At 35.3% G+C, this 24,593-nt stretch carries 17 protein-coding genes; 8 read left to right on the top strand and 9 right to left on the bottom strand.

Going from position 1 to position 24,593, the window contains the following annotated elements; translation table 11 throughout:
* Positions 1-6 precede the first annotated feature (6 nt).
* From H510_RS0115380 to mutL, 6 genes are read right to left on the bottom strand one after another with little or no spacing between them, the layout of a single operon-like run.
* Complete coding sequence (locus H510_RS0115380) at positions 7-846, bottom strand: hypothetical protein (RefSeq protein WP_026905121.1); 840 nt, start codon at positions 844-846, stop codon at positions 7-9.
* A gap of 13 nt (positions 847-859) precedes the next feature.
* Positions 860-2,317 (bottom strand): cysteine--tRNA ligase, encoded by a 1,458-nt coding sequence (gene cysS, locus H510_RS0115385; RefSeq protein WP_026905122.1) that lies wholly within the window; start codon positions 2,315-2,317, stop codon positions 860-862.
* Positions 2,318-2,350: 33 nt separating this feature from the next.
* The gene (locus H510_RS0115390) at positions 2,351-3,469 is read right to left on the bottom strand and encodes an endonuclease/exonuclease/phosphatase family protein (RefSeq protein ID WP_026905123.1); all 1,119 of its coding nucleotides are present in this window, start codon (positions 3,467-3,469) and stop codon (positions 2,351-2,353) included.
* Complete coding sequence (locus H510_RS0115395; RefSeq protein WP_026905124.1) at positions 3,456-4,328, bottom strand: rhomboid family protein; 873 nt, start codon at positions 4,326-4,328, stop codon at positions 3,456-3,458. Before H510_RS0115395 ends, H510_RS0115390 begins: the two co-directional genes overlap by 14 nt.
* A 33-nt stretch (positions 4,329-4,361) precedes the next feature.
* The gene (locus tag H510_RS0115400; RefSeq protein ID WP_051291315.1) at positions 4,362-5,192 is read right to left on the bottom strand and encodes a rhomboid family intramembrane serine protease; all 831 of its coding nucleotides are present in this window, start codon (positions 5,190-5,192) and stop codon (positions 4,362-4,364) included.
* Positions 5,193-5,196: 4 nt separating this feature from the next.
* A complete protein-coding gene (mutL, locus tag H510_RS0115405; protein WP_026905126.1) occupies positions 5,197-7,068 on the bottom strand; it encodes a DNA mismatch repair endonuclease MutL in 1,872 nt (623 codons plus the stop codon).
* 157 nt (positions 7,069-7,225) lie between these two features.
* Here mutL and H510_RS0115410 point away from each other — a divergent pair, with 157 nt between their 5' ends.
* From H510_RS0115410 to H510_RS0115425, 4 genes are all read left to right on the top strand, one after another.
* Positions 7,226-9,022: a serine hydrolase domain-containing protein gene (locus H510_RS0115410; protein ID WP_026905127.1), complete on the top strand. Its 1,797-nt coding sequence runs from the start codon at positions 7,226-7,228 to the stop codon at positions 9,020-9,022.
* Positions 9,023-9,082: 60 nt separating this feature from the next.
* Positions 9,083-9,553: a hypothetical protein gene (locus H510_RS0115415; RefSeq protein WP_051291317.1), complete on the top strand. Its 471-nt coding sequence runs from the start codon at positions 9,083-9,085 to the stop codon at positions 9,551-9,553.
* Between the two features lie 140 nt (positions 9,554-9,693).
* Positions 9,694-10,833: an N-acetyl-alpha-D-glucosaminyl L-malate synthase BshA gene (gene bshA, locus H510_RS0115420; protein ID WP_026905129.1), complete on the top strand. Its 1,140-nt coding sequence runs from the start codon at positions 9,694-9,696 to the stop codon at positions 10,831-10,833.
* Positions 10,834-11,624: 791 nt separating this feature from the next.
* Positions 11,625-12,827, top strand: coding sequence for a hypothetical protein (locus H510_RS0115425; protein WP_026905130.1), 1,203 nt, complete (start codon positions 11,625-11,627; stop codon positions 12,825-12,827).
* Between the two features lie 64 nt (positions 12,828-12,891).
* On the opposite strand, the gene H510_RS0115430 is transcribed toward H510_RS0115425, so the two are convergent.
* The gene (locus H510_RS0115430; protein ID WP_026905131.1) at positions 12,892-14,412 is read right to left on the bottom strand and encodes a pseudouridine synthase; all 1,521 of its coding nucleotides are present in this window, start codon (positions 14,410-14,412) and stop codon (positions 12,892-12,894) included.
* 218 nt (positions 14,413-14,630) lie between these two features.
* Here H510_RS0115430 and H510_RS0115435 point away from each other — a divergent pair, with 218 nt between their 5' ends.
* Complete coding sequence (locus H510_RS0115435; protein ID WP_026905132.1) at positions 14,631-15,392, top strand: lytic transglycosylase domain-containing protein; 762 nt, start codon at positions 14,631-14,633, stop codon at positions 15,390-15,392.
* 256 nt (positions 15,393-15,648) lie between these two features.
* On the opposite strand, the gene H510_RS0115445 is transcribed toward H510_RS0115435, so the two are convergent.
* Entirely contained in the window at positions 15,649-17,979 is a 2,331-nt protein-coding gene (locus H510_RS0115445; RefSeq protein ID WP_211226592.1) for a DUF2309 domain-containing protein, read from the bottom strand.
* Positions 17,976-19,445, bottom strand: coding sequence for a proton-conducting transporter transmembrane domain-containing protein (locus H510_RS19175; protein WP_051291319.1), 1,470 nt, complete (start codon positions 19,443-19,445; stop codon positions 17,976-17,978). The genes H510_RS0115445 and H510_RS19175 overlap by 4 nt, the downstream gene beginning before the upstream one ends.
* Before the next feature lie 419 nt (positions 19,446-19,864).
* On the opposite strand from H510_RS19175, the gene uvrA reads away from it, so the two are divergent.
* From uvrA to H510_RS0115465, 3 genes are all read left to right on the top strand, one after another.
* Positions 19,865-22,723 (top strand): excinuclease ABC subunit UvrA, encoded by a 2,859-nt coding sequence (gene uvrA / locus H510_RS0115455; protein ID WP_026905135.1) that lies wholly within the window; start codon positions 19,865-19,867, stop codon positions 22,721-22,723.
* Positions 22,724-22,762: 39 nt separating this feature from the next.
* Positions 22,763-22,963 carry a hypothetical protein gene (locus H510_RS0115460; protein ID WP_026905136.1) on the top strand — a complete coding sequence of 67 codons (201 nt, stop codon included), beginning with the start codon at positions 22,763-22,765 and terminating at the stop codon, positions 22,961-22,963.
* Between the two features lie 138 nt (positions 22,964-23,101).
* Positions 23,102-24,589 carry a bifunctional ADP-dependent NAD(P)H-hydrate dehydratase/NAD(P)H-hydrate epimerase gene (locus H510_RS0115465; protein ID WP_026905137.1) on the top strand — a complete coding sequence of 496 codons (1,488 nt, stop codon included), beginning with the start codon at positions 23,102-23,104 and terminating at the stop codon, positions 24,587-24,589.
* Positions 24,590-24,593 lie beyond the last annotated feature (4 nt).

Here is a 24,593-nt window from a genome sequence, read left to right on the forward strand (position 1 = left end):
AGCGTATTATTTAGTGTAAACATCTAAAATAATATTCCATTTCATATCATCATCCAGCTTCCAAACCCTTACATAATGGTATTTTTCCTGGTTAATACTGGCATCGCCATAGGTGAAGGCTAAATCGCCACTTATTGCTCTTTCAGCGGTAATTGGGTTAGAGATAATGTTTAACTCCTTTTTATCAATAAAATCTAAAGCTTTTAACTTGCCAATTACGGGTAAATATTCCGGGAAATACAATCTTACCTCAGGGTCATAAAATTCTTTAAAATTTTTACTTCCTGATAGCTTAAGTGCTTTCCCTAGAAGAATATCGGTATTAAAGACAATATCCTCACGCATCTGAATTTTTTGAGGGCCTAATAATTTGGGATATTTATAGTTAGAGGGGTCATAATATTCATACTTTAAAACCGTAGGAGGTTTAGCATGGGTAATGCCTACATCTAACCATAACTTCCATTTGCTGTGGTCGTTTTTCCAGATAGAGAGGTAATGGCCATAAGTGGTATCTTGAGCAGAAACTAACTCATAAGGCCCTGTGGTAAAGGCTAAATCACCTTCTTTAGATATTCTGGCATATTCTGGTTTCCAACTTATTTGATATGCTGATTCGCTATTTTCAGCATAATACTTTCTCATATCAACAGGGCCAGGTCTAAAAACAATACCCTTAGCATCAGCAAATTTGAGAAAGCCTTTTTGTATGCCTTGTTTTTTTACCAGAAGATTAAAAAAATCCTCAGTATTGATTAAAGATTGTATTGTACCATCTGCTTTTTGTGCTAAAGCAGGGATACTAAAGCATAAAACAAGAATAAAATAAATTATTTTTCTAATCATTATTGCTGAAACGCTAAATTTTAGACCATGTTGTACCTTCTTTACTATCCTTTAACTGGTAACCAATCTCCTGTAAACCTATTCTTATCTTGTCAGAAGTTACATAGTCTTTGTTTTCTTTGGCTTCTTTACGGATATTAATCAGGAAACTAATCAAAGGCTCTATATCATGCGCTTGATTTTCGTCTTGTAAACCTAAAATATCAAAAACATAAGTTTGGATAAGATTTTTTAAAGCAGTTAAATCATCAGCAGAGATAGCTGTTTTTCCATCGTAAATAGAATTGATTATCCTAACAGCATCAAAAAGTTCGGCAATAAGAATGGGCGAGTTAAAATCATCATTCATAGCCTTAGCAAACTTTTCTTCTAAAGCCTTAACATCAACTTCAGACTGGCTAGATGTTTTAACTTTATCTAATAGGGCTAATGCAGCCATTAACCTTTTAAAGCCTTTCTCGCTGGCGTCTAGTGCCTCGTTAGAAAAGTCTAAAGTGCTTCTGTAATGTGCTTGCAACATGAAAAACTTAACCACCATTGGGCTATACCCTTTTTGCAGTAGGGTATGTTGACCAGAGAAAAGTTCATGTGGTAAAAAGCTATTTCCTAAAGATTTAGACATTTTTTGCCCGTTAACCGTAAGCATATTGGTATGTATCCAATAATTAGCCGGATGCTTGCCGCAAGAAGCCACATTTTGGGCAATTTCATTGGTGTGATGCGTGGGTGCTAAATCCATACCACCACCATGTATGTCAAATTGCTCTCCCAAGTATTTATTACTCATGGCAGAGCATTCTAAATGCCAACCCGGGAAACCCATTCCCCACGGAGAAGGCCACTGCATCAAGTGCTCTGGCTTAGCTTTTATCCAAAGGGCAAAATCAAGTTTACCTTTTTTCTCATCCTGGCCGCCTAAATCTCTGGTATTGTTTAATAAGTCTTCTAGTTTACGATTGTTTAAAACACCGTAATCTTGCTTTTGGTTATATTTTTCGACATCAAAATATACCGAGCCATTAACCTCATAAGCAAAACCTTTTTCTAAAATGGTTTTCACCATTTCTATCTGCTCAATAATATGACCGGTAGCTGTTGGCTCTATGCTAGGTGGCGAAACATTAAATACGGCCATCATGTTATGGAAACCATTGGTGTATTGTTGTACAATTTCCATAGGTTCTAAAGATGCCAGTTTTGCTTTTTTAGAGATTTTATCTTCCCCACTATCGCCATCGCCTTCTAAGTGGCCAGCATCCGTAATATTCCTAACATATCTTACCGTGTACCCTAAATGCTTGAGGTATCTATAAATCAAATCAAAAGAAATAAAAGTACGGCAGTTGCCTAAATGTACATCGCTGTAAACGGTTGGTCCGCAAACATACATGCCTACATAAGGTGGGTTTAAAGCCTTAAATTCTTCTTTCTTTCTGGATAGGGTATTATAAATAGTAAGATTGTTGTGCATGGCGCAAAATACGAATTTTGATGATGGTTTAAATTAATCTGCTAAAGTTACATGCGAAGTAACAGGATAATGGTCTGAAAACTCTTTTTTGATGATTTTATAAGTTTTAAAATCAAATTCTTGTGAAGCCAAGATATAATCTATCTGAAAATTAGGGAAATCTCCGTTATAGGTAATTCCTAGCCCACTACCTTTTTCTTCAAAGCTATTTTTCATATTCTTTTTTAAGCTTTGTAAAGTATAGGAAACCGGTGTATCATTAAAATCACCCATGATGATGTATGGTGTCTTACAAGAATCAATATAAATTTGTAAATTTTTAACTTGATTACTTCTTTCTATAAAAGCATTCTTTAGTCTTTTGATGATTCTTTTACCTGTATTTAAATCTCTTTTGGTATCGAGTTCTTTTTTTAGATTATTGAAATCATTATAATCCTCTGGCTGAAAGGATATGGATGCTAAATGAACAACAAATACCCTAAATACTTGATTGTTTTTCTTTACATCTATCCAAACTCCTTGGTTTCCACCATTTTCATCCATCAAATGGATGTCTCCTTTATTTAAAATCGGTAGTTTACTAAATACAGCAATACCAGAAGATTCATAATCATTACCCGATGTAGTATTATACTGATAATATGGAGTGTTAAGAATAGTTAATACAGAATCTTTAATATTATACTTGCCCTTTTTTCGGGTAAAAAATTCTTGGAAGCCAATAATATCTGGTTGCTCTTGTCTTAAAATATTTAATATCCCGTTTCGTGTAAAAGTATCTAACGCTAAACCAAACCTTTTAAAATAATGAACATTATAAGTCATCAGCTTTATTGAAGCACTATCATTTAAGAAAGTAGTTTCTTTTTTTCCTCTTAAACCAATGCTTGAATTAAAGGCATCATAACCTATTAAAATCGTAGATAAGGAAAGAAGTGCATACCACTTTTTTCTCATCATCCAATACATCATAAAAACAATATTGATAAGTAAGATGATGGGATAAGATAACCCAAAAAAGGGAATATACCAGTAAGTTATAGGATTAGTGTATTTTGCCAGATAGCTTAAAAATAAGCCAACAACTGCTAGTATATTAAAAAAGAGAATAACCTTACTAACAAGACTTATTTTTTTATTTTTCCTCATTGCTTTTGCTGGCTCTAAATAAAATTTCTTTCTCTCTTTTGGTTAGCTTTTCATAACCCGATTGCGATATTTTATCTAAAATTTCATCGATAGTTTTTTGGTCTGGATGGAAAGTTTCTTGATACGGTTTGCCATAATTTGTTGAAACTACTTTTAACTTCTTACGAGGTTTAAACAACTTCATAAAAGGCTTACTCCAATCATTACCATTTTGTAAAGATTTGATATAGAAGAAACCAAAAATAGCACCTCCTAAATGCGCTACATGCCCTCCAGCATTAGCTCCAGCCAAACTGATGATATCTAAAACAATGTAAATTAAAGCAATCCATTTGAGTTTTACAGGCCCAAAAAGCAGTAAAGAAATAGTATAATCTGGTAATAAAGTTGCTGTAGCTACAATAATAGCAGTAACAGCAGCAGATGCCCCTACAGCAGTTGCAAACATCACTTGGTCAGAAAAAGCAGGAAGAAAATTATAACTGATGATGAATAAAAAGGCTCCTGCCAAGCCTCCGGCTAAATACACAAAAGTTAACTTTTTAGCGTTTAAAAACTCTTCAAAAATTCTTCCCATCCAAAACAGCCAAAGCATATTAAAAAGAATATGAAACACCCCATGATGTAAAAACATATAGGTAAAGGGTGTCCAAAATTTAAATAAGAGCTCTTTGGTATAAGTGGGTACAGCTAAATAATCAATAATGGTTTGATACACCGTAGTTTGTCTGGTAAACAACCATTGTACAACCCTGATCAGGTTAAAAGCAACAAATACAATCACATTTATCCCAATAAAAAGATTTACCCTACTGCCCGAGTTAAAAATTTTATACCGTAATTCTTGGATGGTATTCATAGTGCTAATTTAATTAATCCAATTGATTGATGTTTAATAATAAAAATCGCCGGGCCTTCTCACTCGCCACAGTTTTATCAAAATAAAACCGATAAGCATGCCTCCCAAATGGGCAAAGTGTGCTACATTATCGCCCGGGTTGTTGGCTATACCGCTATAAAGTTCAAACAAACCATAAAAAAATACGAAGTATTTAGCCTTTAACGGGAAAAAGAAATACAAGTATATAAGCGCATTAGGAAATAACATCCCAAAAGCTAATAATAAACCAAAAACAGCACCAGAAGCACCAACTGTAGGGATATTAGTTTTAATAGCTGTAAGTTGTCTCACCAGCTCAACCGAGTTGTTTTTTGCGTTTAAACTTGTTGGGTCTGCCTGCCAAAAGTTATATAAACTGTTAAAATCACGCTGATAATTTTCTGGAACTGCATTCTCAATAAACTGTCCAAAACGTCCAAGGGTTGGGTTGGCTAAATAATCTCTTGAGTTTTCTATAAAAGATGAAAGTTCTATATACTGCACTCCGGTATGTAAAAGAGCAGCACCTAGCCCAGTTAAAATATAGTATTGTAAGAATTTTTTAGAGCCAAAGAAATTTTCTAGTACAGCGCCAAACATCCATAAAGCCAGCATATTAGAAAAAATATGCATAAAATCTCCATGCATAAATAAATGCGTTATAAATTGCCATATCCTAAAATTTGGCGACTCGTAATAGTACAGCGCAAAATGCTGATACATATCAAAGCCTAAGCTATTTTGAAAAACATTTGTTGCTAAAAAAACAATACCATTGATAATCAGTAAGTTTTTTACAACCGGTGGAAATATAGTGTTGCCTAATGGCCTAAATTCTCTCATACTACTAGCCTTTGTTAAAGCGTTCTGCTAATTCTTCTAAGCTTATTTTTACTATAATTTGTTTGCCATTAATGGCGATGCCCGGCATCTGGCAAGCAAACAGTTGGTCTATTAAATCTACCATCTCCTCCTCGCTTAATTTAACACCACTTTTGATGGCTGCATTTTTAGCAAGTGTTCTCGCCAAATTATCCCTCTTATCAAGCTTTAAAACGGTATGATTGTTTTTAAAACCTTCAATTAATTCTTCCATCATGGTAGCCAAATTGTTGTTTTCCGGAATATCTGCCGGTACACCTTCTATAACCAAGGTATTTTTGCCAAATTCTCTGATCTGGAAACCTAAAGCCTGAAAAGCAGGAAGCAATTCGGTTACCAAAGCGTAATCTGTGGTGTTTAAAGTGATGGTTTGCGGAAACAAACTTTGTTGGCTTAAACCTTTATGGTTTTCTAACTGCGCCAAAAAACGCTCATATAAAATACGCTCATGTGCTGCCTGTTGGTCAATCAGCATAAAGCCAGATTTTATAGAAGAAATGATATATTTATGATGTAGCTGAAAAACCTGTCTGTTTAAAGCTGCTGTTTCTGTAACACCATTTACGGCCGATGAAATAGTATTTGATGATGAATCTAAATCAAAAAAAGTTTGAACAGACTTTTGTTCTTTGTTTATCTCATATAATGTATCCCAATTTTGTGGGATAGCTTTTTTTTCTCCTAAATCTCTTAAAAAAGGTATTTCTCTATCTTTTTTCTTTTCATCCGCAAAAGGGTTAAAATCCGGATTAAACTGTATGGCTGGCGGTGTTATATCTTCCCATGGCTTCTGAGATATCATTCTTTCAAAACCAGTTTCCTGATTAAAATCTAAAGTAGGTGTAATATTATACCGACCTAACGAGCGCTTTACAGCAGAGCGGATGATGGCATAAATAGCTTTTTCATCCTGATATTTAATTTCTGTCTTAGTAGGATGAACATTGATGTCGATTTTAGAAGGGTCTATCTCAATAAATAAAACATATAGCGGGAAACAGTCATCGGGCAATAAATCCTCGTAAGCGGTCATCACTGCATGGTTTAAATACGGATCCTTAATGAAACGTTTGTTTACAAAAAAGAACTGATCGCCACGTGTTTTCTTAGCAAAAGACGGTTTACCAATAAAACCTTTTACTTCAATAATGCTGGTTTCCTCGTCCAAAGGGACAAGCCTTTCGTTATAATTATTCCCTAAAAGATGGATAATGCGTTGCTTAAGTTGTGTTTGCGGCAAATGGTAAACCTCTTGCCCATCATGGTGAAGGGTAAAATGTATTTCTGGATGTGCTAGTGCTACCCGCTGAAATTCATCAATAATATGACGTATCTCTACGGGGTTGCTTTTTAAAAAGTTTCTCCTTGCAGGGATATTGTAAAACAGATTTTTAACCGATATAGATGTACCAGCAGTTGCAGCACAGGGTTCCTGACTTAAAACTTCCGAGCCTTCAATCACCAGTTTGGTTCCTAATTCGTCTTCATGCCTTCTGCTCCTTAGCTCCACTTGGGCAATAGCAGCAATAGAAGCCATAGCTTCGCCTCTAAAGCCCATGGTTTTAATCGCAAATAAATCCTCAGCTTTCCTAATTTTTGATGTAGCATGCCGCTCAAAACACATTCTTGCGTCTGTTGCACTCATGCCGCAGCCATTATCAATAATCTGGATAAGGGTTTTGCCAGCATCTTTAACAATCAGTTGTATTTTATCGGCACCGGCATCTATCGCATTTTCTATGAGTTCTTTTACAGCAGAAGCAGGTCTTTGTACTACCTCGCCAGCGGCAATCTGGTTAGCAACCGAATCTGGTAAAAGTTGTATTATATCTGGCATATCTAAGATGTCGCTAATTTATTAAAATTTTAAGGCTTTAATCAGTAATATCCCTTTTTTTAAATTTAAATGAGATAAGTGCCTATTTAATATTTATTTTAACAATTATTTTAAAATAGAGTATCCAACAAAATAAAAAGCTGGTCGTTTAAACAGTATGAAACATTTTTTAAGTTTAGTAGCCTTAGTATTTTTTTTAGCCATTCAGGCTTGCGGTCAAGCCCGCCAAAATCAAAATTTTAGCTTAGAACAAATACAAGAAGCCCATAAAAGTTTGGTACTTTTAAATAATCAGCAGCAAATTATTCCTTTAAAATCTTTACAAAATTTAAAAATAGCCAGTGTAACTTTTGATTTTCAAGAAGCCACACTTCTAGATAGCATATTAGGTAAATACCATAGTATCCACACAGAAAATGGAAATGCTTTTTTTAATGATTTAAATGGATTAGAAGATGATTTAAAATTTTATAATCTCATTATCCTTACTTTAACAAATAAAATTTTAAATCAGCCTCAAATAATAAGTTTTGTTAAAGATTTGGCAACCAAAAAAAGTGTCGTAATAAATTTTATGGGCGATGGGGAATTACTTACAAAACTTGAAGGTTTTAAACAACCCATCTTATGGAGTAGCCAAGCCAATACGGCAAGTGCTTTTATATCTGCACAAGCTATATTTGGCGGTACAGCTATCTCAGGGAAACTGAAACAAACTTATAGCAATCAATTTAAAATAAATGATGGTTTTGAGACACAAGCTATAAGATTAGGTTTTGCACTGCCAGAAGAGTTGGGTTTAAAAACTAAAGATTTTGAAAATATAGATGCCATTGCCCAAGAGGCCATACAAAAAAAGGCTGCTCCTGGTGCGGTAGTGTTAGTAGCTAAAAATGGTAAAATTGTTTACAATAAAGCTTATGGTAAACACACCTATACCTCAGCAACTTTAATGAATGTTGATGATATTTTCGATTTAGCATCTATCACTAAAATTGCAGCCACTACTATAGCAGCCATGAAATTGCAAGAGGAAGGTAAGCTTAACCTTGATGCTTCTTTAGCTGCCTACATTGCTAGAACAAGAAACACCAATAAAGCCAATATTAAGGTTAAGGATGTGATGCTACATCAAGCAGGTTTTGTGCCTTTTATTCCTTTTTACAAAGATTTAGAAAAGGATGCTTTTAGTAGGGTAGCGGATGACCGTTACACGGTTAAAGTAGCAGATAGTTTTTATATCAATACCAATTATTACCGTGATGTGATGTGGAAACAAATGCTCGCTAGCCCACTTACCACTCCTGGGAAATATGTGTACAGTGATTTAAGTATGTATTTTATGAAAGAAATTATAGAAGGTATCACACAAAAGCCTATCCCAAATTACATCACCCAAAATTTTTACAATAAACTAGGATTAGAAACGATGGTTTTTAACCCTAGAGATAAGTTTAAAAAAGGACAAATTGTACCCACAGAAGTAGATAATTATTTTAGAAAAACATTGCTTTGGGGCTATGTACACGATCAAGGTGCCGCCATGGCAGGCGGTGTAGCAGGGCATGCCGGTTTGTTTTCTAACGCCACTGATTTAGCAGTTTTGATGCAGATGCTCCTTAACAAAGGCAGTTACGGTGGAGAGCAGTTTTTAAAACCAGAAACGGTTATGCTTTTTACCCAACAGCAATCACCAGTAAGCAGAAGAGGTTTAGGTTTTGATAGAAAAGATCCAGATTTGTCAAAAAAATATCCATCAGCCTTAGCCTCAGATGAAACTTTTGGACATACTGGTTATACCGGCACATGTGTATGGGTTGATCCTGCTAATCAACTCATTTACATATTTTTATCAAACCGGGTTCATCCACAAGTAAATAATAAGTTGCTTGATTTAAATATCCGTTCACGTATTCACGATGAAATTTACAAAGCAATTTCTAAAACTAAATAAAACATTCTGAACCAAAACACCTTTTAATACGTAGATGATTACATTAAATATCAAATAACTATGATCAAAAGAATAGCTTTTATAGCAGGTGCAAGTGTTTTAATAGCCGCCTGCTCACCAAAAACAACCAATCCAGATATTTTAAAACTAGAAAAACAAGAACAAGTTTTAAGCTTAACATCAAAGGTTAATAGTTTAAAATTAGACCTGGAAAAAGAATTGGTGAAAGTTCAGGAATTAACCAAGCAAGTGGAAGATGCTAATGATAAGGCATCTAAATCTTCAAAAGAAGCAAAATCAGTTTCAGACAATTTAAGTGATAAGCCAGGTAATGCTAAGCTATCATCCAAAGCAGATAGAGCTGCAAGAGCTTCGGCAAAAGATGCAAAAGCGGCTCGTAAATTAAATGATGCGCTAAGCAAGTCAAATAAAAAGGTAGAATCACTTCAAAAAGAAATAGATAAAACCCAACAACAGCTTAATACCTTAGACCAAAAAGTGGATTTTGTGCCAACGCAAGAAGTTAAGTAATCCCATATCAAATAAGCGCTTTTTTAGGCGCTTATTTCTTTTAGCAACAAGCTACAATAATTGTTACAAAAGCTTAACATAACTATCCTGATTAAATACTTAATTTGCTTAAAATAACTGGTAGGTTCTAATATAAAAAAATGAGAATAGGAATAGTTTGCTATCCAACTTTTGGAGGAAGCGGAGTTGTAGCTACAGAATTAGGTAAAGCACTTGCTGATCATGGTCATCAGGTTCATTTCATAACCTACAGCCAGCCTGCCCGTTTAGATTTCTTTTCAGAAAACTTATTCTATCACGAAGTTTCAGTATCAAACTATCCTTTGTTTGATTATGCACCTTATGAGCTTGCGCTCTCTAGCAAAATGGTAGATGTTGTAAGGTTTGAAAAATTAGATATCCTTCATGTACATTATGCCATTCCACATGCTTCTGCCGCTTTTATGGCCAAGCAAATTTTGGCTACTTATGGTATACATATACCTATTGTAACCACCCTACACGGTACAGATATTACTTTGGTTGGTAAAGATTTAACCTACAAACCAGTAGTTACTTTTTCTATCAACCAATCAGATGGGGTCACAGCAGTTTCAGAAGATTTGAAAAAAGCTACCTACGATCATTTTGATATTCAAAAAGAAATACGGGTTATCCCAAATTTTATAGATTTACAAAGGTTTAGCCTAAAGCCTAAAGACCACTTTAAAAAAGCTATTGCGCCATTCGGAGAGCGTATTCTGGTACATACTTCAAATTTCAGAAAAGTTAAACGTACGCAAGATGTCATCCAGATTTTCAAACAAATCTTAAGCAAAGTTCCTGCTAAATTATTGATGGTTGGCGATGGTCCAGAACGTGTAAATTGTGAAGCATTATGTCGCGAGTTGCAAGTTTGTGAACATGTAAGATTTTTAGGCAAACAAGATGCAGTAGAAGAGATTTTATCTGTATCAGATTTATTTTTGATGCCTTCAGAATCAGAAAGCTTCGGTTTAGCAGCTTTAGAAGCTATGGCTTGTAAAGTCCCTGTAATATCTTCAAATACCGGAGGCTTACCAGAGCTTAATGTAAATGGTGTTACAGGCTTTTTAAACAATGTAGGTGATGTTGACGGAATGGCAGCTCATGCAGTTTATATTTTACAAGACGCCCAAATCCTTCAAACTTTTAAAGAAAATGCCATTAAAAGAGCAAAAGAATTTGATTTAAGTTTGATTTTACCCATTTATGAAAATTACTACGAAGAAGTTATTGAGAAAAGTAAAGTAGTGCTTTAAATTTTTTAAGTATTTATGAGGCCCTCTACGTAACAGAAGGAAGGGTAAATATTTACAAAATGGAATATTTATGAAAGCTTTGAAGAAATTCTAATATCCTGCTAGGTAAAAAATATTTAGGCAACTCTGTGCAATTGCGCCCTCAGCGGCTAAAACATTAACAAAATCCGTGTGATCAACCTATTCAATCCAAGAGATGAAACCAAATCATAATTCCCCGAAGTTCAGCATACGTTTCACTACCATAACCGAACAACACTATCTAACAAACTAACTATCTAACAAACTAACAAACTAACCACCTAACAAACTAACCACCTAACCAACTAACCATCTAACACATACATCACACATAGATCACACATAGCAATCCGAAGGAACACCGAAGGAAGAAAACACCAAAAACCAAGTTTTTTACCATTTTTCACCTATTTGAGCAGCAAGAGCTTTGGAACCAATAAGACCTGATAGGTTCTATTTTGTTCTAAACCGGTTGCATAAGGTTCTATTTTGTTCTTCTAAGCCACAAGTGTTTGGAAGTAAATAATCGGCATATTAAGCTGCAAATGCAAAATTACAATACTAACATAAATTGAAATCATCCGATACAAAAAGTTAGAACCATAAAAGAATTATACTAAGTAACTTTATGACTATCCAGAGTGGTAAAACCATAACGATTGAGCATAATTACAACAGCATAGTAAAACACAAAAATAAAAAGCTTTCTTATTTGCAACATTATTGCATTTGTATATATTTGCAACATTGTTTCACTTATAAAAATAATTATGTCAACAAAAATTAGATTTTACCTTATTATTTTATTCATTTCTGTGTTTGCAGCTTGTAAAAAGGATAACGATACCATGCAGACAGAACAAGTAGAAGAAAATAGGTTTGTAAGATTACTAGTAGCGGATGCCGAAGACAAGACCATTACTTTCATCAACCCAAAAGATGGAGCACAATCATCATTTCAGGCACAATTTGCTGCTAACAATATTTATCCAACCAATAGCAAACGCTTTGCTGGGGTAGTAAATACAGCCAACAACCATGTAAGTTTTTTTGACTCTGGTGTAGAGGCTCACGGAGACCACGCACACTTAAAAGGCACACCCAAGTGGGCTTTAACCACTGCCTTGGCAGCCAAACCAACGCATTTTTACTCTTTAGGTAACGAGATAGCAGTTTTTAATGATGGTGATGCATCTTTAAGTATAGTTACAGAAGATAAATTACATACTCAGGCACAAACCAACCATGTAGTAGTAGACCAAGCACACCATGGTGCTGTAGTTGTTTTTGCTAACGGAACCTATGCGGTAACACAAAAAGACAATAGTATTTCAGGAGCTTTACCAGAGCGAGTAAAAATTGTTAATGCTACAGGACAAGTAATTCATACTTCTACAGTTGCTACCAAAGGTATACATGGTGATGCGGGAGACGGTAATACAGCCATTTTTGGCACCGTTGGCGGGATGTTAATTGTTAAAAGCGATGGAACTCAGAGTCTTGTAAACTGGCCATCTGAAATAGGCGAAGCCAATTGGCTTTCTACTATTTATTATGGTAAAGGATCACAAAAATTTCTGGGGTTCAAATCCAAATTTGGAGCTTTTGTATTAAACCCTGTTAATAACAGTTTTACCAAAGTAGTAACGGCAAATAATATAAGAAGCGCCGTATTTGATGCAGAGGGTAAAGACATATTGGTTTTATTAGAAGATGGTACCGTACAATTATATAGTGGTTCTTCTTTGATAAAATTACAGGAAATAAAGTTAAACGTTTCTTTTGGTACCGGAGCTTTAGTGCCTAATGTTACTGCTACGAAGCATTTTGTATATGTAACCAACCCAAACGGTGGAGAAATTATACAACTAGAACGTGGTAATTTTGCTAAACAAAGCAAAATAGCAGTTGCTGGTAAGCCAGCTAAAATCATCATGCTGGGAGCTGATTTTGATGACGAAGGGAATCACTAAAAATTTGAAATAAGTGTGTTAATAAAAAGGGCAGCTCAATAATTAAAATGGCTGCCCTTTATATTTATTTAATAAGGTGTTTTAAGTTGATAATTTCTTGTTCTGATAAATATCTCCATTTACCCCTTGGTAAATCTTTTTTGCTTAAACCTGCATAAATAACACGGTCTAGTTTTACTACCTCATAACCAAGACTCTCAAAAATTCTTCTAACAATTCTGTTTTTACCACTATGTATTTGTATGCCAATTTCATTTCTGGCTCCGCCCGTAACATAGCTTACAGCATCAGGTTTGATAAAGCCATCTTCCAGCTCCAGTCCAAAAGCAATTTTATTGAAATCGCCTTGGGTTAAGTTCCTTTCTAACTCTACATTGTAAATCTTAACAATATTATTTCTTGGATGAGATAGTTTTTCAGCTAAATCACCATCATTGGTCATTAATAGCAAACCTGTAGTATTTCTATCTAATCGTCCAACCGGATAAATACGCTCTTTACTGGCCTTATCAACCAATTCCATTACGGTTTTGCGCTCCTGTGGGTCGTCTGTTGTGGTAATAAAGTCTTTTGGCTTATTCAATAAAACGTAAACCATCTTTTCACGTTTTAATAACTCTCCATTATAACGGATTTGATCTACTGCCGGATTTACCTTAGCGCCAAGTTCTGATACCACAACACCATTAACACTCACCACACCTGCTGCAATCAGTTCATCTGCCTTTCTTCTAGAGCAAATTCCAGAATTAGCGATATAACGATTAAGCCTGATAGTATCATCCTCTTTTTTGGTATTTCCCTTTGTTTGTCTGGATCTTAATCTTACTTGCTCGTCTTTTACCTCAGAAAATTCTCCTTGAGGTTCTCTTTTTCTAAACTGACGTGGTTCTTGATCATTCAGACGCTCTCTTCTCTCTCCACCAAAACCGCCTTCTTTTTTATCTCCAAAAGGTTTTCTATCTCCGTAAGGTTTTCTCTCTCCACCAAAACCACCTTCTTTTTTATCTCCAAAAGGTTTTCTATCTCCGTAAGATTTTCTCTCACCACCAAAACCGCCTTCTTTTTTATCTCCAAAAGGTTTTCTATCTCCATAAGATTTTCTCTCACCACCAAAACCGCCTTCTTTTTTATCTCCAAAAGGTTTTCTATCTCCGTAAGATTTTCTCTCACCACCAAAACCGCCTTCTTTTTTATCTCCAAAAGGTTTTCTATCTCCGTAAGGTTTTCTCTCTCCACCAAAACCACCTTCTTTTTTATCTCCAAAAGGTTTTCTGTCTCCGTAAGGTTTTCTCTCACTGCCAAAACCACCTTCTTTTTTATCTCCAAAAGGCTTTCTGTCTCCATAAGATTTTCTCTCACTGCCAAAACCACCTTCTTTTTTATCTCCAAAAGGCTTTCTGTCTCCGTAAGATTTTCTTTCTCTGCCAGAGCTCTCTCTGCTATCGCTGTAAGGTTTGGATTTTCTGTCTGATGAGTTTTCGCCTGATGATGGCCTTCTATTTGATGATGAAGATCTGGAAGGTTTGTTGCTGTCTCTTCCGGACTTGTCGTCGCGACTGTTCCTGTTTTTATTGAATGACATGTTATCGTTTTAATCCTCTGCTGAGGGGCTACAAATGTACAAAAAATATGCAATTTTTTATGCCGAAAAACACCTGTATTGTAGGTCACAAATAACGCTGTTTTAGCATGTATTGATAAGGGTTAAAAAGCGTTGTTTTTGTAAGTGTTTGATAATGTGATTTATATGTTGTATATTTGCAGCCTTTTAAAGGTTGAGTGGTAATTAAAACAAGATTTATGAAGCGTAAAAGCATAATAACTTGTAGCTTGATGTTGGTAGTTTGCTTAGTTGCAAAAATGTTTGGTTACAGCTATTCCACCGGGTTTGATAAGATAAATAATCCGTTAAATATTGAGACTATAGAAGAAAAAATAGCAAAAGAAGAGTCTCAAGAATTATTAAGTTTTGCTGATGAAATGATCCCTTTGGGTGACGAAAAGATTAATTATAAAATGAGGAGGGCTTTAAAGGCAAACTCATTTCGTCAATTGCAAACTTTGAAATTACACCAAAGAGCAGAAAAGTGGTTCCCGGTGATAGAGCCTGTACTTAAAAAATATGGTATTCCTGAAGATTTTAAGTATGTCCCCTTGGTAGAAACTGGGATGGCTCATGGAAAGGTTTCTCCTAAAGGTGCAGCAGGTTTATGGCAGTTTATGCCTCATACAGCCAGAAGTTACGGTTTAAAAGTAAACAGTCAGGTTGATGAGCGTACCAATGTATATCTTTCTACCGTAGCAGCAGCTAAATACTTGAGAGATTTATATAAAGTATTTAATAGCTGGACTTTGGTTGCAGCAGCTTATAACGTTGGCGAAGGAAGTTTACAAAGACAAATTAACAGACAGGGAGAGGATAACTACTTCAGGTTGAAACTAAACCGCGAAACAGGTAGATATGTATATAGCCTTATTTCTATGAAAGAGGTTATCGAAAAGCCTGAAAAGTATGGTTATAAAATCAATAACCCTCGCAAACTGATGGCTTATCAACCTTAGATGAAGAGTGGTAAAAGGTTTCAAATCCTTATTTATCTGGTAGATAAAAAATTAGTGGTTTGGGATGGTATTTTAAGAGAAGAGGCTGTCTCAAATCACCACTTTATGTCAGGCTGAGCGGAGTCGAAGCCTTTATTGAGTATATCAGAGAACATTTAGACTCCGCTCAATGTGACAAATATGATTTCTGAGACAGCCTCTTCTCTTTTAATATGATATCATCATATTAGATGAAAGTGCTCTATTAGCCTATTACTCAAGCTATGAGCTCTGCTACTCGGTTTTTTTCTGAAATCCAGTTTTTGTTATAAAGTTTAATATCATTGTCTTTAAGCGGATCCATTACCATCAGATAAATCCATTCATGGTCAAGTAAAGTTTTGATGTGCTCATTTCTTTCAATAATATCAATAATCCAGGCTGTTGGCGCTTGTATAACCACAGATAATCTCAGCGGCTGATGATAATTTTTTTGGTCAGATGCCTTCACCGATTGAAGTGGGATACCTATTTTTAAATCTCCACCATTTCCTTGCACTACTCCAAATTTCCCAATAACGTTTTGCGTGATTTTAGAACCGCCTCCAAATTGGTCATTATTTACCGTAGAAAAATAATAATGATTATTTATCCATTGCCCAACCACCATTGGACCTTGCATAATACTTTCTAAAGCTTTTCCCTCACTATCCGTCTCCCAGTTGTATGAATGTAGGAAACATCTGCCTCCTAAATGGAGGTTTTTTGTTAGATTTCTTGGTCCTACAATAAATGCTGCGTTTCTCGCCAAACCCCACTCTGGTCTGGTTTCAGACCAATTGTTAGATTTTTTTAATGCTAGTTTTACGACATCTTTATCAGTACCTAGTCTTTCTTTAGCAGCACTTAGTTGTACTTGCTTTAAATCGCTTTTTAGTTTCTGAATAAGTTGTTGATGACTTTCAGGTGCTTGGCTATCAAATAGCGTAATTTCATCTGTTGCCGTATTATGCTCTGCACCCATAAAAAAGGTATCATCCGGAATTTCAATTCTGTAAACTTCTTTCAAGTAAATTCTTACTGCATTTTGATTTGCTATCTTAGCCAGCATTCTTGCATTATGTCTTCCAGGGCTGGCAGCACAAGCACCACAATCTAAACTGGATGCAAAAGGATTATTAGCAGATTGACTGCCATGTCCGGTAAAAATTACAAGCGGAGCAAATTCTTTCCAGCCCAATAAATCAAAGGCTGATTTTACTATAGCTGCTTTCTCACTTATAGGTATTCCTGGTTCTATATATTCATAAGCATGTATACTTGTTTCACAAATATGTTCATGATTTGGTTTAAGCTGTTTTTTTATCCTGTTTAGATATGCCGGAAAAATTGTTCTAGCAGTTAAGGATAAGCCATATAATAAGCCTGATATTTCTACAAAGCCAAAAGCAGAGGGCAACATGTTTTTTAATCTCTTTAAAAAGTAGTTGCTAAATTTTGTCTCTTCTGCTTGTTTTAAATAAGTAGACAATTTTAACTCTTTACCTTTTTGAGCTATTTCTGTAACTTGATAAGCCGAATTTACAATAGGAGGGCAAGATTTTCTTATTAAGCCATTTTCTGGATTTTTATAATCCATAGCTATTCCAAAAAAGCCTGCGTAACCAAAAGTTTCATAGTTTCCTTTAGCTTCCAAGTGTCTTCTCATCAATTCAGATCTGGTATCTATACAGAAAACAAATTGTGCATCGGGTAACTTTTTAGTTTCTACCGAACCTAAGTTTAAGCTCGGTTTTAAAGTTTTAGAAAGCTGCTGTTGCCAACTTTGTTCCCATGCTCTTAGCCAAATGTATTTAAGCTCTAAATCGGTATTTTGTTGTTGTTTGGTGCTTGCTAAGGGTAATAACTCCACATCTATGCTTTTGGTAATCCATAACCTAACAGCTAAGTAATCTGCTAAACTAATAGGATATTTTTGCTGCCAGACAGTATTTCCTTGTACCCTATGTTTGATAAAACCAGTCCAGCCTGGTAAAGCAGCAATATGATATTTGAAAATTTCTAATTGGTCTTTTTCATCATAGTCTTTTAAAACTAGCTCTATTGTAGATGTTGCATCTATAGGAATATCTTTCCTTGTATGGTTAAGCTCCTTATCGTATTTCGCAAGTTTTCTCCAAGCAGTAAAAAAACCATCTGATTTGTATGGCATTTCCCATTCTGCAAAACCTTCATCTAGGAAAGCTGCCAACCATTTGCACATCTTGCTATCTATATCATGATTTGTATTTTTGCCTTTCTCGTGAGATTGTTCTGCCATTTGTTGCAAATAAAACTCGGGCTGCTTATTAAAATCTTTTTCAGACAGAAGGGCAGTCAATATGGTTTGATTAATCTCTCCATTTTTCCAGGCATCTTCAAAAACTGATGCTTCGGGTAAGGCATATCCTCCCCAGTATTTTGTAGCCTGCTGAATAGCACTTAAAAAGTTTGATTTTTCAAATCCTGATAAAGGGTTAGAAGTAACAAAAGAGTAAAGTGGCCAAGTTTTACCAATTACTTCAGAAGCTTTGTTGATATTGGAGTGGAGTTGAGGGTTCATCTTCATAAATGGTTCTTATACATTAACACTGTATTTTTAGCTGGTTGAGAGTCGTTCAGAAGCTTTACATACAACCAAGGTATTTTTTGATAAAGCCCCAATTTCATGATGAAAAATCCTATCAGAAAGATGATACCTACAAAAATTTGTACTCCTGATAAGGGTAGGGCAACATCAGTCATAGGAGTATCTGCCATACATAAGCTAACCGCTTTGTAAACAAGTGCGTATAAACCTATTCCTATAAAGAATAATACGGGCGGTACAATAGCTTTTTGCATGGGCGAGAGACTTTTTTGCTTTACGATATTATAAGTAATCTGTCCTACTGTAATGGCAACAATAAGTGTTAAAAAAATACTACTGTTTATGGCTATTCCTTTTCCTGTTAATTGCATAAATAAAAATGCGCCCAACAATCCGTAAATAAGTACTACTAAAGCTTGAAAGGGTGTAATTTTAATTTTTTCTGCGTTTTCAGGTGCCTGATAACCGATGTTTTCTCCTGCTGAAAGGAATAGATATGCTTTATAAAATCCATGTAAAATCAGGTGTACCACAGCAGCGTTAAAAAAACCTAAGCCACATTGCATAATCATGAAACCCATTTGTGCAATGGTAGAGCAGCCTAATTTTTGTTTTGCATTCACTTGTATCAATTTAGCAAACTGAGCGATGATGGCCGTAACACCACCCACAATAAAAAGTATATTTAAAGTATTTGATGCAAAAAGTGTGGTAGCAAATAAGGATAGTAATATGCCAGACCCATTTACAAAACCGGCATGCATAAGTGCTGATGCAGGTGTTGGCGCTGTCATGGCAGATAATAACCAACGATGAAAAGGATAAATAGCAGATTGAATGATAGCTGCAATGATGATTAAAACGGCAGCTATCAAAACCATGTGTTGAGGTATAAGATGAACCTTAGCGTTAATTTCTGTAAGGGTATGACTACTGGATTGAAATGCTAATAAAAGCACACCTGCACTCAAGAATATACTTCCTGCTAGAAAATATTTTTGAGCAAATTTTGAAGCTTCTTTAGCTTCTCCCCATGAAGCATTTACACCTATTAATTTTGACATAAAGACACCCATAGAGAACCATGATGCTAATAATAAAGCAATATGGTTTGAGGCAATAAAAAGCATCACAGAGATTGTAAAACCAAAACATAAAATCATGAAGCGGTTTTTATACTTAAAACCTTTGAGATAGTTACTGGCATAGCTACTTAAAATAGCACTAAAAAAGGTTACAGTGGTCCAAATCACCAAAGTGAAACCATTTATACGAATAAGGTTTTGATAGTCCCATTTTGGCATATTAGGAAATTGATACGCCAAATAGCTTAAATTTCCTAAAAATGAAAACCAAAATAATAAGCTGATAATGATTGGTAAATTGAATACTGATGTTTGATGAGGTTGAATGTGAGGTTGTTTGAGGTGTTTATCCAAGATCATTTTTTTAGAGATATTGATTTTAGCGTTAAAGAAGTATCAGTGCTTCTAATACGCTTGCAAATTTTAGGATTTAGATTCATAAATTTTTATTTATAATTTATATGAGAATCATTAATAGTTTTTATGATAATATGATGAAATTCAGAAAACATCAAACAGGTTTGGATGGCTGTTTATAGGGGAGTAATAGTCTTGCTTTTTATGAAAGAGGTTATAAGAAAGCCAGAGATATATGATTATCGAACTGTAGCCAAAGGAAGTTTATTAGTTTAAGAGTTTTATCCATTAAAATGACAATGAAATAGAAGGGTTGGGAGCTACGGTCCAGCCTTTTTTGTTATTTTTGCAGCCGAGAAAATCCTCACAAACAACAAACAAAAGCATAAATAAAATCTTTATTTAAAGCAGAAAGCTTTTTTATGAGTAAGAAACCTATTGACCTTGGCGAACAAACAGAAGTAGAAGTTTATGGTGCCAGGGTTCATAATTTAAAGAATATAGATATTTCATTTCCGCGTAACCAACTGGTTGTTATTACTGGTTTAAGTGGTTCGGGAAAATCTTCTTTAGCATTTGATACCATTTATGCCGAAGGGCAAAGGCGTTATATGGAGACTTTCTCTGCCTATTCTCGTCAGTTTATGGGAGGGATGGAGCGTCCTGATGTGGATAAAATATCAGGCTTAAGTCCCGTTATCGCTATAGAGCAAAAAACTACTTCTAAAAACCCTCGGTCTACGGTAGGTACTATTACAGAGATTTATGATTTTATGCGTCTCTTGTTTGCTCGTGTTGGCGATGCATACTCCTACAATACTGGAGAGAAAATGGTTAAAATGTCTGAAGATCAAATCTTAAATCAGATTTTAACCCAATTTGATGGCAAGCCTATTAACATTCTAGCACCTGTTGTTAAAGGTAGAAAAGGACATTACCGCGAATTATTTGAGCAGATAAGAAAGCAAGGTTTTCTAAAAGTGAGGGTAGATGGGGAGATTATGGATGTAACACCTAAAATGCAGGTAGATCGTTATAAAATCCACGATATAGAAACTGTTGTTGATAGGTTAATTGTTTCTCAAGATGATAAAAAGCGTCTATATGCTTCTATACAGCAAGCACTAAAAATAGCCAAAGGCATCATCAAAATAGCAGACAAAGAGAATAACGTATATCATTTCTCTAAATATTTAATGTGCCCAAGCACAGGTATTTCTTATGACGAACCACAGCCTAATACATTTTCCTTTAATTCTCCTTATGGGGCTTGTCCGGAGTGTGACGGTTTAGGTTATGTTTTTGATATTGATGAAGAATCGGTTATACCTAATAAGAAATTAAGCATTCTTAATGGTGCTTTAGCTCCTTTGGGAGAGTACCGCGAAACTTGGATATTCCAAGTGATTAAAGCTTTAGGTAAAAAATACGGTTTCTCTTTATCGCAGCCTATAGAAAAATTAAGTGATGAGGCTATTCGTATTCTACTACACGGAACTGACGAGTTGGTTACCGTACCTGTAGAGTACAACAAATGGAATGTTGAGAATTACCAGATAGAGTTTGATGGTATCATCAAAATGCTGGAAGAACAAAACGAGAAAAAGGGAGATGCTGCAACAGATTTAGAAGGTTATCGTATTCTTAAAACCTGTCCTGAGTGTGATGGCGCTCGCTTAAAGAAAGAATCACTCCATTTTAAGGTTGATGAAAAGAATATCTTCGAGTTAGCCTCTATGGATATCAAAAACCTAAAGCAATGGTTTGATGGTATTGAGGAAAGACTTTCAGATAGGCAAAATGTAATCGCCAAAGAAATTTTGAAAGAAATAAGAGCCAGAATAGGTTTCTTATTAGATGTAGGCTTGGAATATCTTACCCTGGATAGAACTGCTCGTACACTTTCTGGTGGTGAAGCGCAACGTATTAGACTGGCAACGCAAATAGGTTCTCAGCTTATGAATGTGATGTACATTTTAGACGAACCTTCTATCGGGCTACACCAAAGAGATAACGACCGTTTGATAAAAGCTCTAAAAGATCTTAGAGACTTAAGCAATACCGTTTTGGTGGTAGAGCATGATAAGGATATGATTTTAGAAGCTGATTATGTGATTGATATGGGCCCATCTGCCGGGGTACATGGTGGTGAGGTTGTAGCACAAGGCACTCCTCAAGAGCTTTTAAAAACGCATACACTTACAGCTTCTTACCTCAACGGAGAAAAAGGTATCCATATCCCAACAGAAAGAAGAGCCGGAAACGGACATGTTTTATCGCTTAAAAAAGCATCAGGTAATAATCTAAAAAATGTAAGTGTTGATTTTCCTTTAGGGAAGTTGATATGTGTTACGGGTGTTTCTGGAAGCGGGAAATCTACCCTGATAGGCGAAACGCTTTATCCTATTTTAAATAAACATTTCTTTAGGGCTAAAAAACACCCAATGCCCTATAAGGAAATTAAAGGTCTGGAGCATATAGACAAAGTGATAGAAATTGACCAAACCCCTATTGGGCGTACACCACGCTCAAATCCATCAACTTATACAGGTGTTTTTTCTGATATCAGAAATCTGTTTGTGGCTTTACCAGAGGCTCAAATTAGGGGTTATAAGCCTGGGCGTTTCTCTTTTAATGTTAAAGGTGGCAGGTGTGAGGCTTGCCAAGGGGGCGGTATGAAGGTTATCGAAATGAATTTCTTGCCTGATGTGCAAGTACCTTGTGAGGAATGTGGAGGAAAACGCTATAACCGCGAAACTTTAGAAGTACGCTATCGTGGTAAATCTATTTCTGATGTGCTGGATATGAGTATTGAAGATGCTGTGGATTTTTTTGAAAATATCCCATCCATATACAGAAAAATAAAAACCTTGAAAGATGTTGGCTTAGGTTATATCACCTTAGGGCAGTCTTCTACCACACTTTCTGGTGGCGAGGCGCAAAGGGTGAAATTAGCTACTGAGCTTTCAAAAAAAGATACAGGTAACACTTTTTATATTTTAGATGAGCCTACAACCGGACTACATTTTGAAGATATTAATGTTTTACTAGGCGTTCTACAACTTTTGGTTGATAAGGGAAATACTGTTTTAGTGATAGAGCATAATTTAGATGTGGTAAAAGTTGCAGATTATGTTGTTGATTTAGGTCCAGAAGGCGGCTCGGGTGGAGGAAATATCGTTTTTGCAGGCACACCAGAAGGATTAGCAAAATGTAAAGATAGCTTTACAGGGAAGTTTTTAAAAAAGGAAATGGTTAGTAACACGTTTAAGGTATCGTAAATTTTAGTAATCTTTAATAGGATATAAACTGTATGTTGTATGGAGGAAAAGGAAAAAGATATTGATAGAAAAACAACAGTGGATTTTGAAAAAGCTGAGTTAGATTTACTCAGGAACGCGTTAAAAAAGTCTTATACTGAAAGATTCTTCGTCATGACCTCTTTGATGAAGCTAGATAGGATGTTTAGAAATGCTAAGATTACTCATCAAGCCTATTTCAAAGCCGATAAAGTTTCCTAAAACCACATAGTTTGAGTAGACAAATGTTTGTAAACTATCTCCCTAAAATTATATTACAAACATTTATAAAGAGATAGCGTTTTAAGAATAAAATCTTTAACTTGTTTTAAAGATTTTTACATTCACAACTATTCGCTCATGCTGAAACTGTTAAATGCTGTTCAAATAAGAGAGGCAGATAAATATACCATAGAAAACGAGCCTATCAGCTCATTAGACTTAATGGAAAGAGCTGCTCAAGCTTTTCTAAAAGTTTTTACAGAGCGCTTTACCGATAAGAAAATCAATCTCGCTGTGTTTTGTGGAAAAGGTAATAATGGTGGCGACGGTTTAGCCATAGCCAGGATGTTACTGAATGAAAATTATACTTCTGTACAGGTTTGGATAGCAGATTTTACTGATAAATCGAGTCCAGATTTTAAATATAATTTAGAGAGTTTACAACAGTTAGATGCTCAAATTTTTTATTTAACACAGGCTGCCGAATTAGAAATACAAGCTACTGATGTAGTTATTGATGCTTTGTTTGGGATTGGATTAAATGGTCCTTTAACAGATGAATATGCTAAATTGGTAAAAAAAATCAATCAATTTCCTGGATTTAAAGTAAGTGTTGATATTCCATCTGGTTTACCTGCAGAAGGACAAGTACTTGGCGATGCTATTTTTAAATCAGATTGGGTTATTACCTTTCAAAGACCTAAACTTAACTTTTTATTGCCACCATCAAGTCCGTATGTTAAAGAATGGAAGGTGGTAAATATTGGCTTGGATGAAAATTTTATCGAAAGTACTTCATCTCCTTATTATTGGTTTTGGAAAAAAGACGTTCAGAAATTTATCAAACCCAGACAAGCTTTTGAACATAAAGGGTTGTTAGGCAGCGCACTTATTATAGCTGGTGAAGATGAAACTATGGGTGCAGCCTTATTATGTGCCGAAGCTTGCCATAAAGCAGGTACTGGTTTAACCACAGCTTTAATACCTAAAAGCGGTTTAGCCGCTTTAAATGCTCGAGTACCAGAGGTTATGTATTGGAATAGAAACAAACTCGCAGAGTTAAACTGGGAGAAATATAATGTTATAGGTATTGGGCCAGGTTTAGGCACTTCAGCAGAAGCAGAGGAGCTCTTAGTTCAAACGCTTACTCATTTTAAAAAACCTATTGTATTAGATGCTGATGCTTTAAATATCGTAGCTAATAGGCCAGAATTATGGAAAAATATACCTATAAACTCTGTTATTACGCCACACATGAAAGAATTTGACAGGTTGTTTAAAATACACCAAAATTGGTGGGATAGAATTGTAACGGCTTTTGAAGAAGCTGTAAACAAAAAAATATTTATCGTGTTAAAAAATAGGTATACGATGATATTTAGTCCGCAAGGGATGTGCTATTTTAACTCATCAGGTTCGCCTGCAATGGCAAGTGGGGGTATGGGTGATGTTTTAACAGGGATGATAAGTAGTATGATAGCACAAGGCTACTCGGTAGATAAAGCTGTATTGTTAGCTGTTTTTACTCATGGTTATGCTGGCGAACAGTTAGCTCAAAATATGTATGTAGTACCAGCAACCAGTTTAATTAAGAAAATACCAACTGTTTTAAGAGAATTGATGTAATCTA

The sequence above is a fragment of the Pedobacter glucosidilyticus DSM 23534 genome, assembly GCF_000425145.1.
Taxonomy (GTDB): domain Bacteria; phylum Bacteroidota; class Bacteroidia; order Sphingobacteriales; family Sphingobacteriaceae; genus Pseudopedobacter; species Pseudopedobacter glucosidilyticus.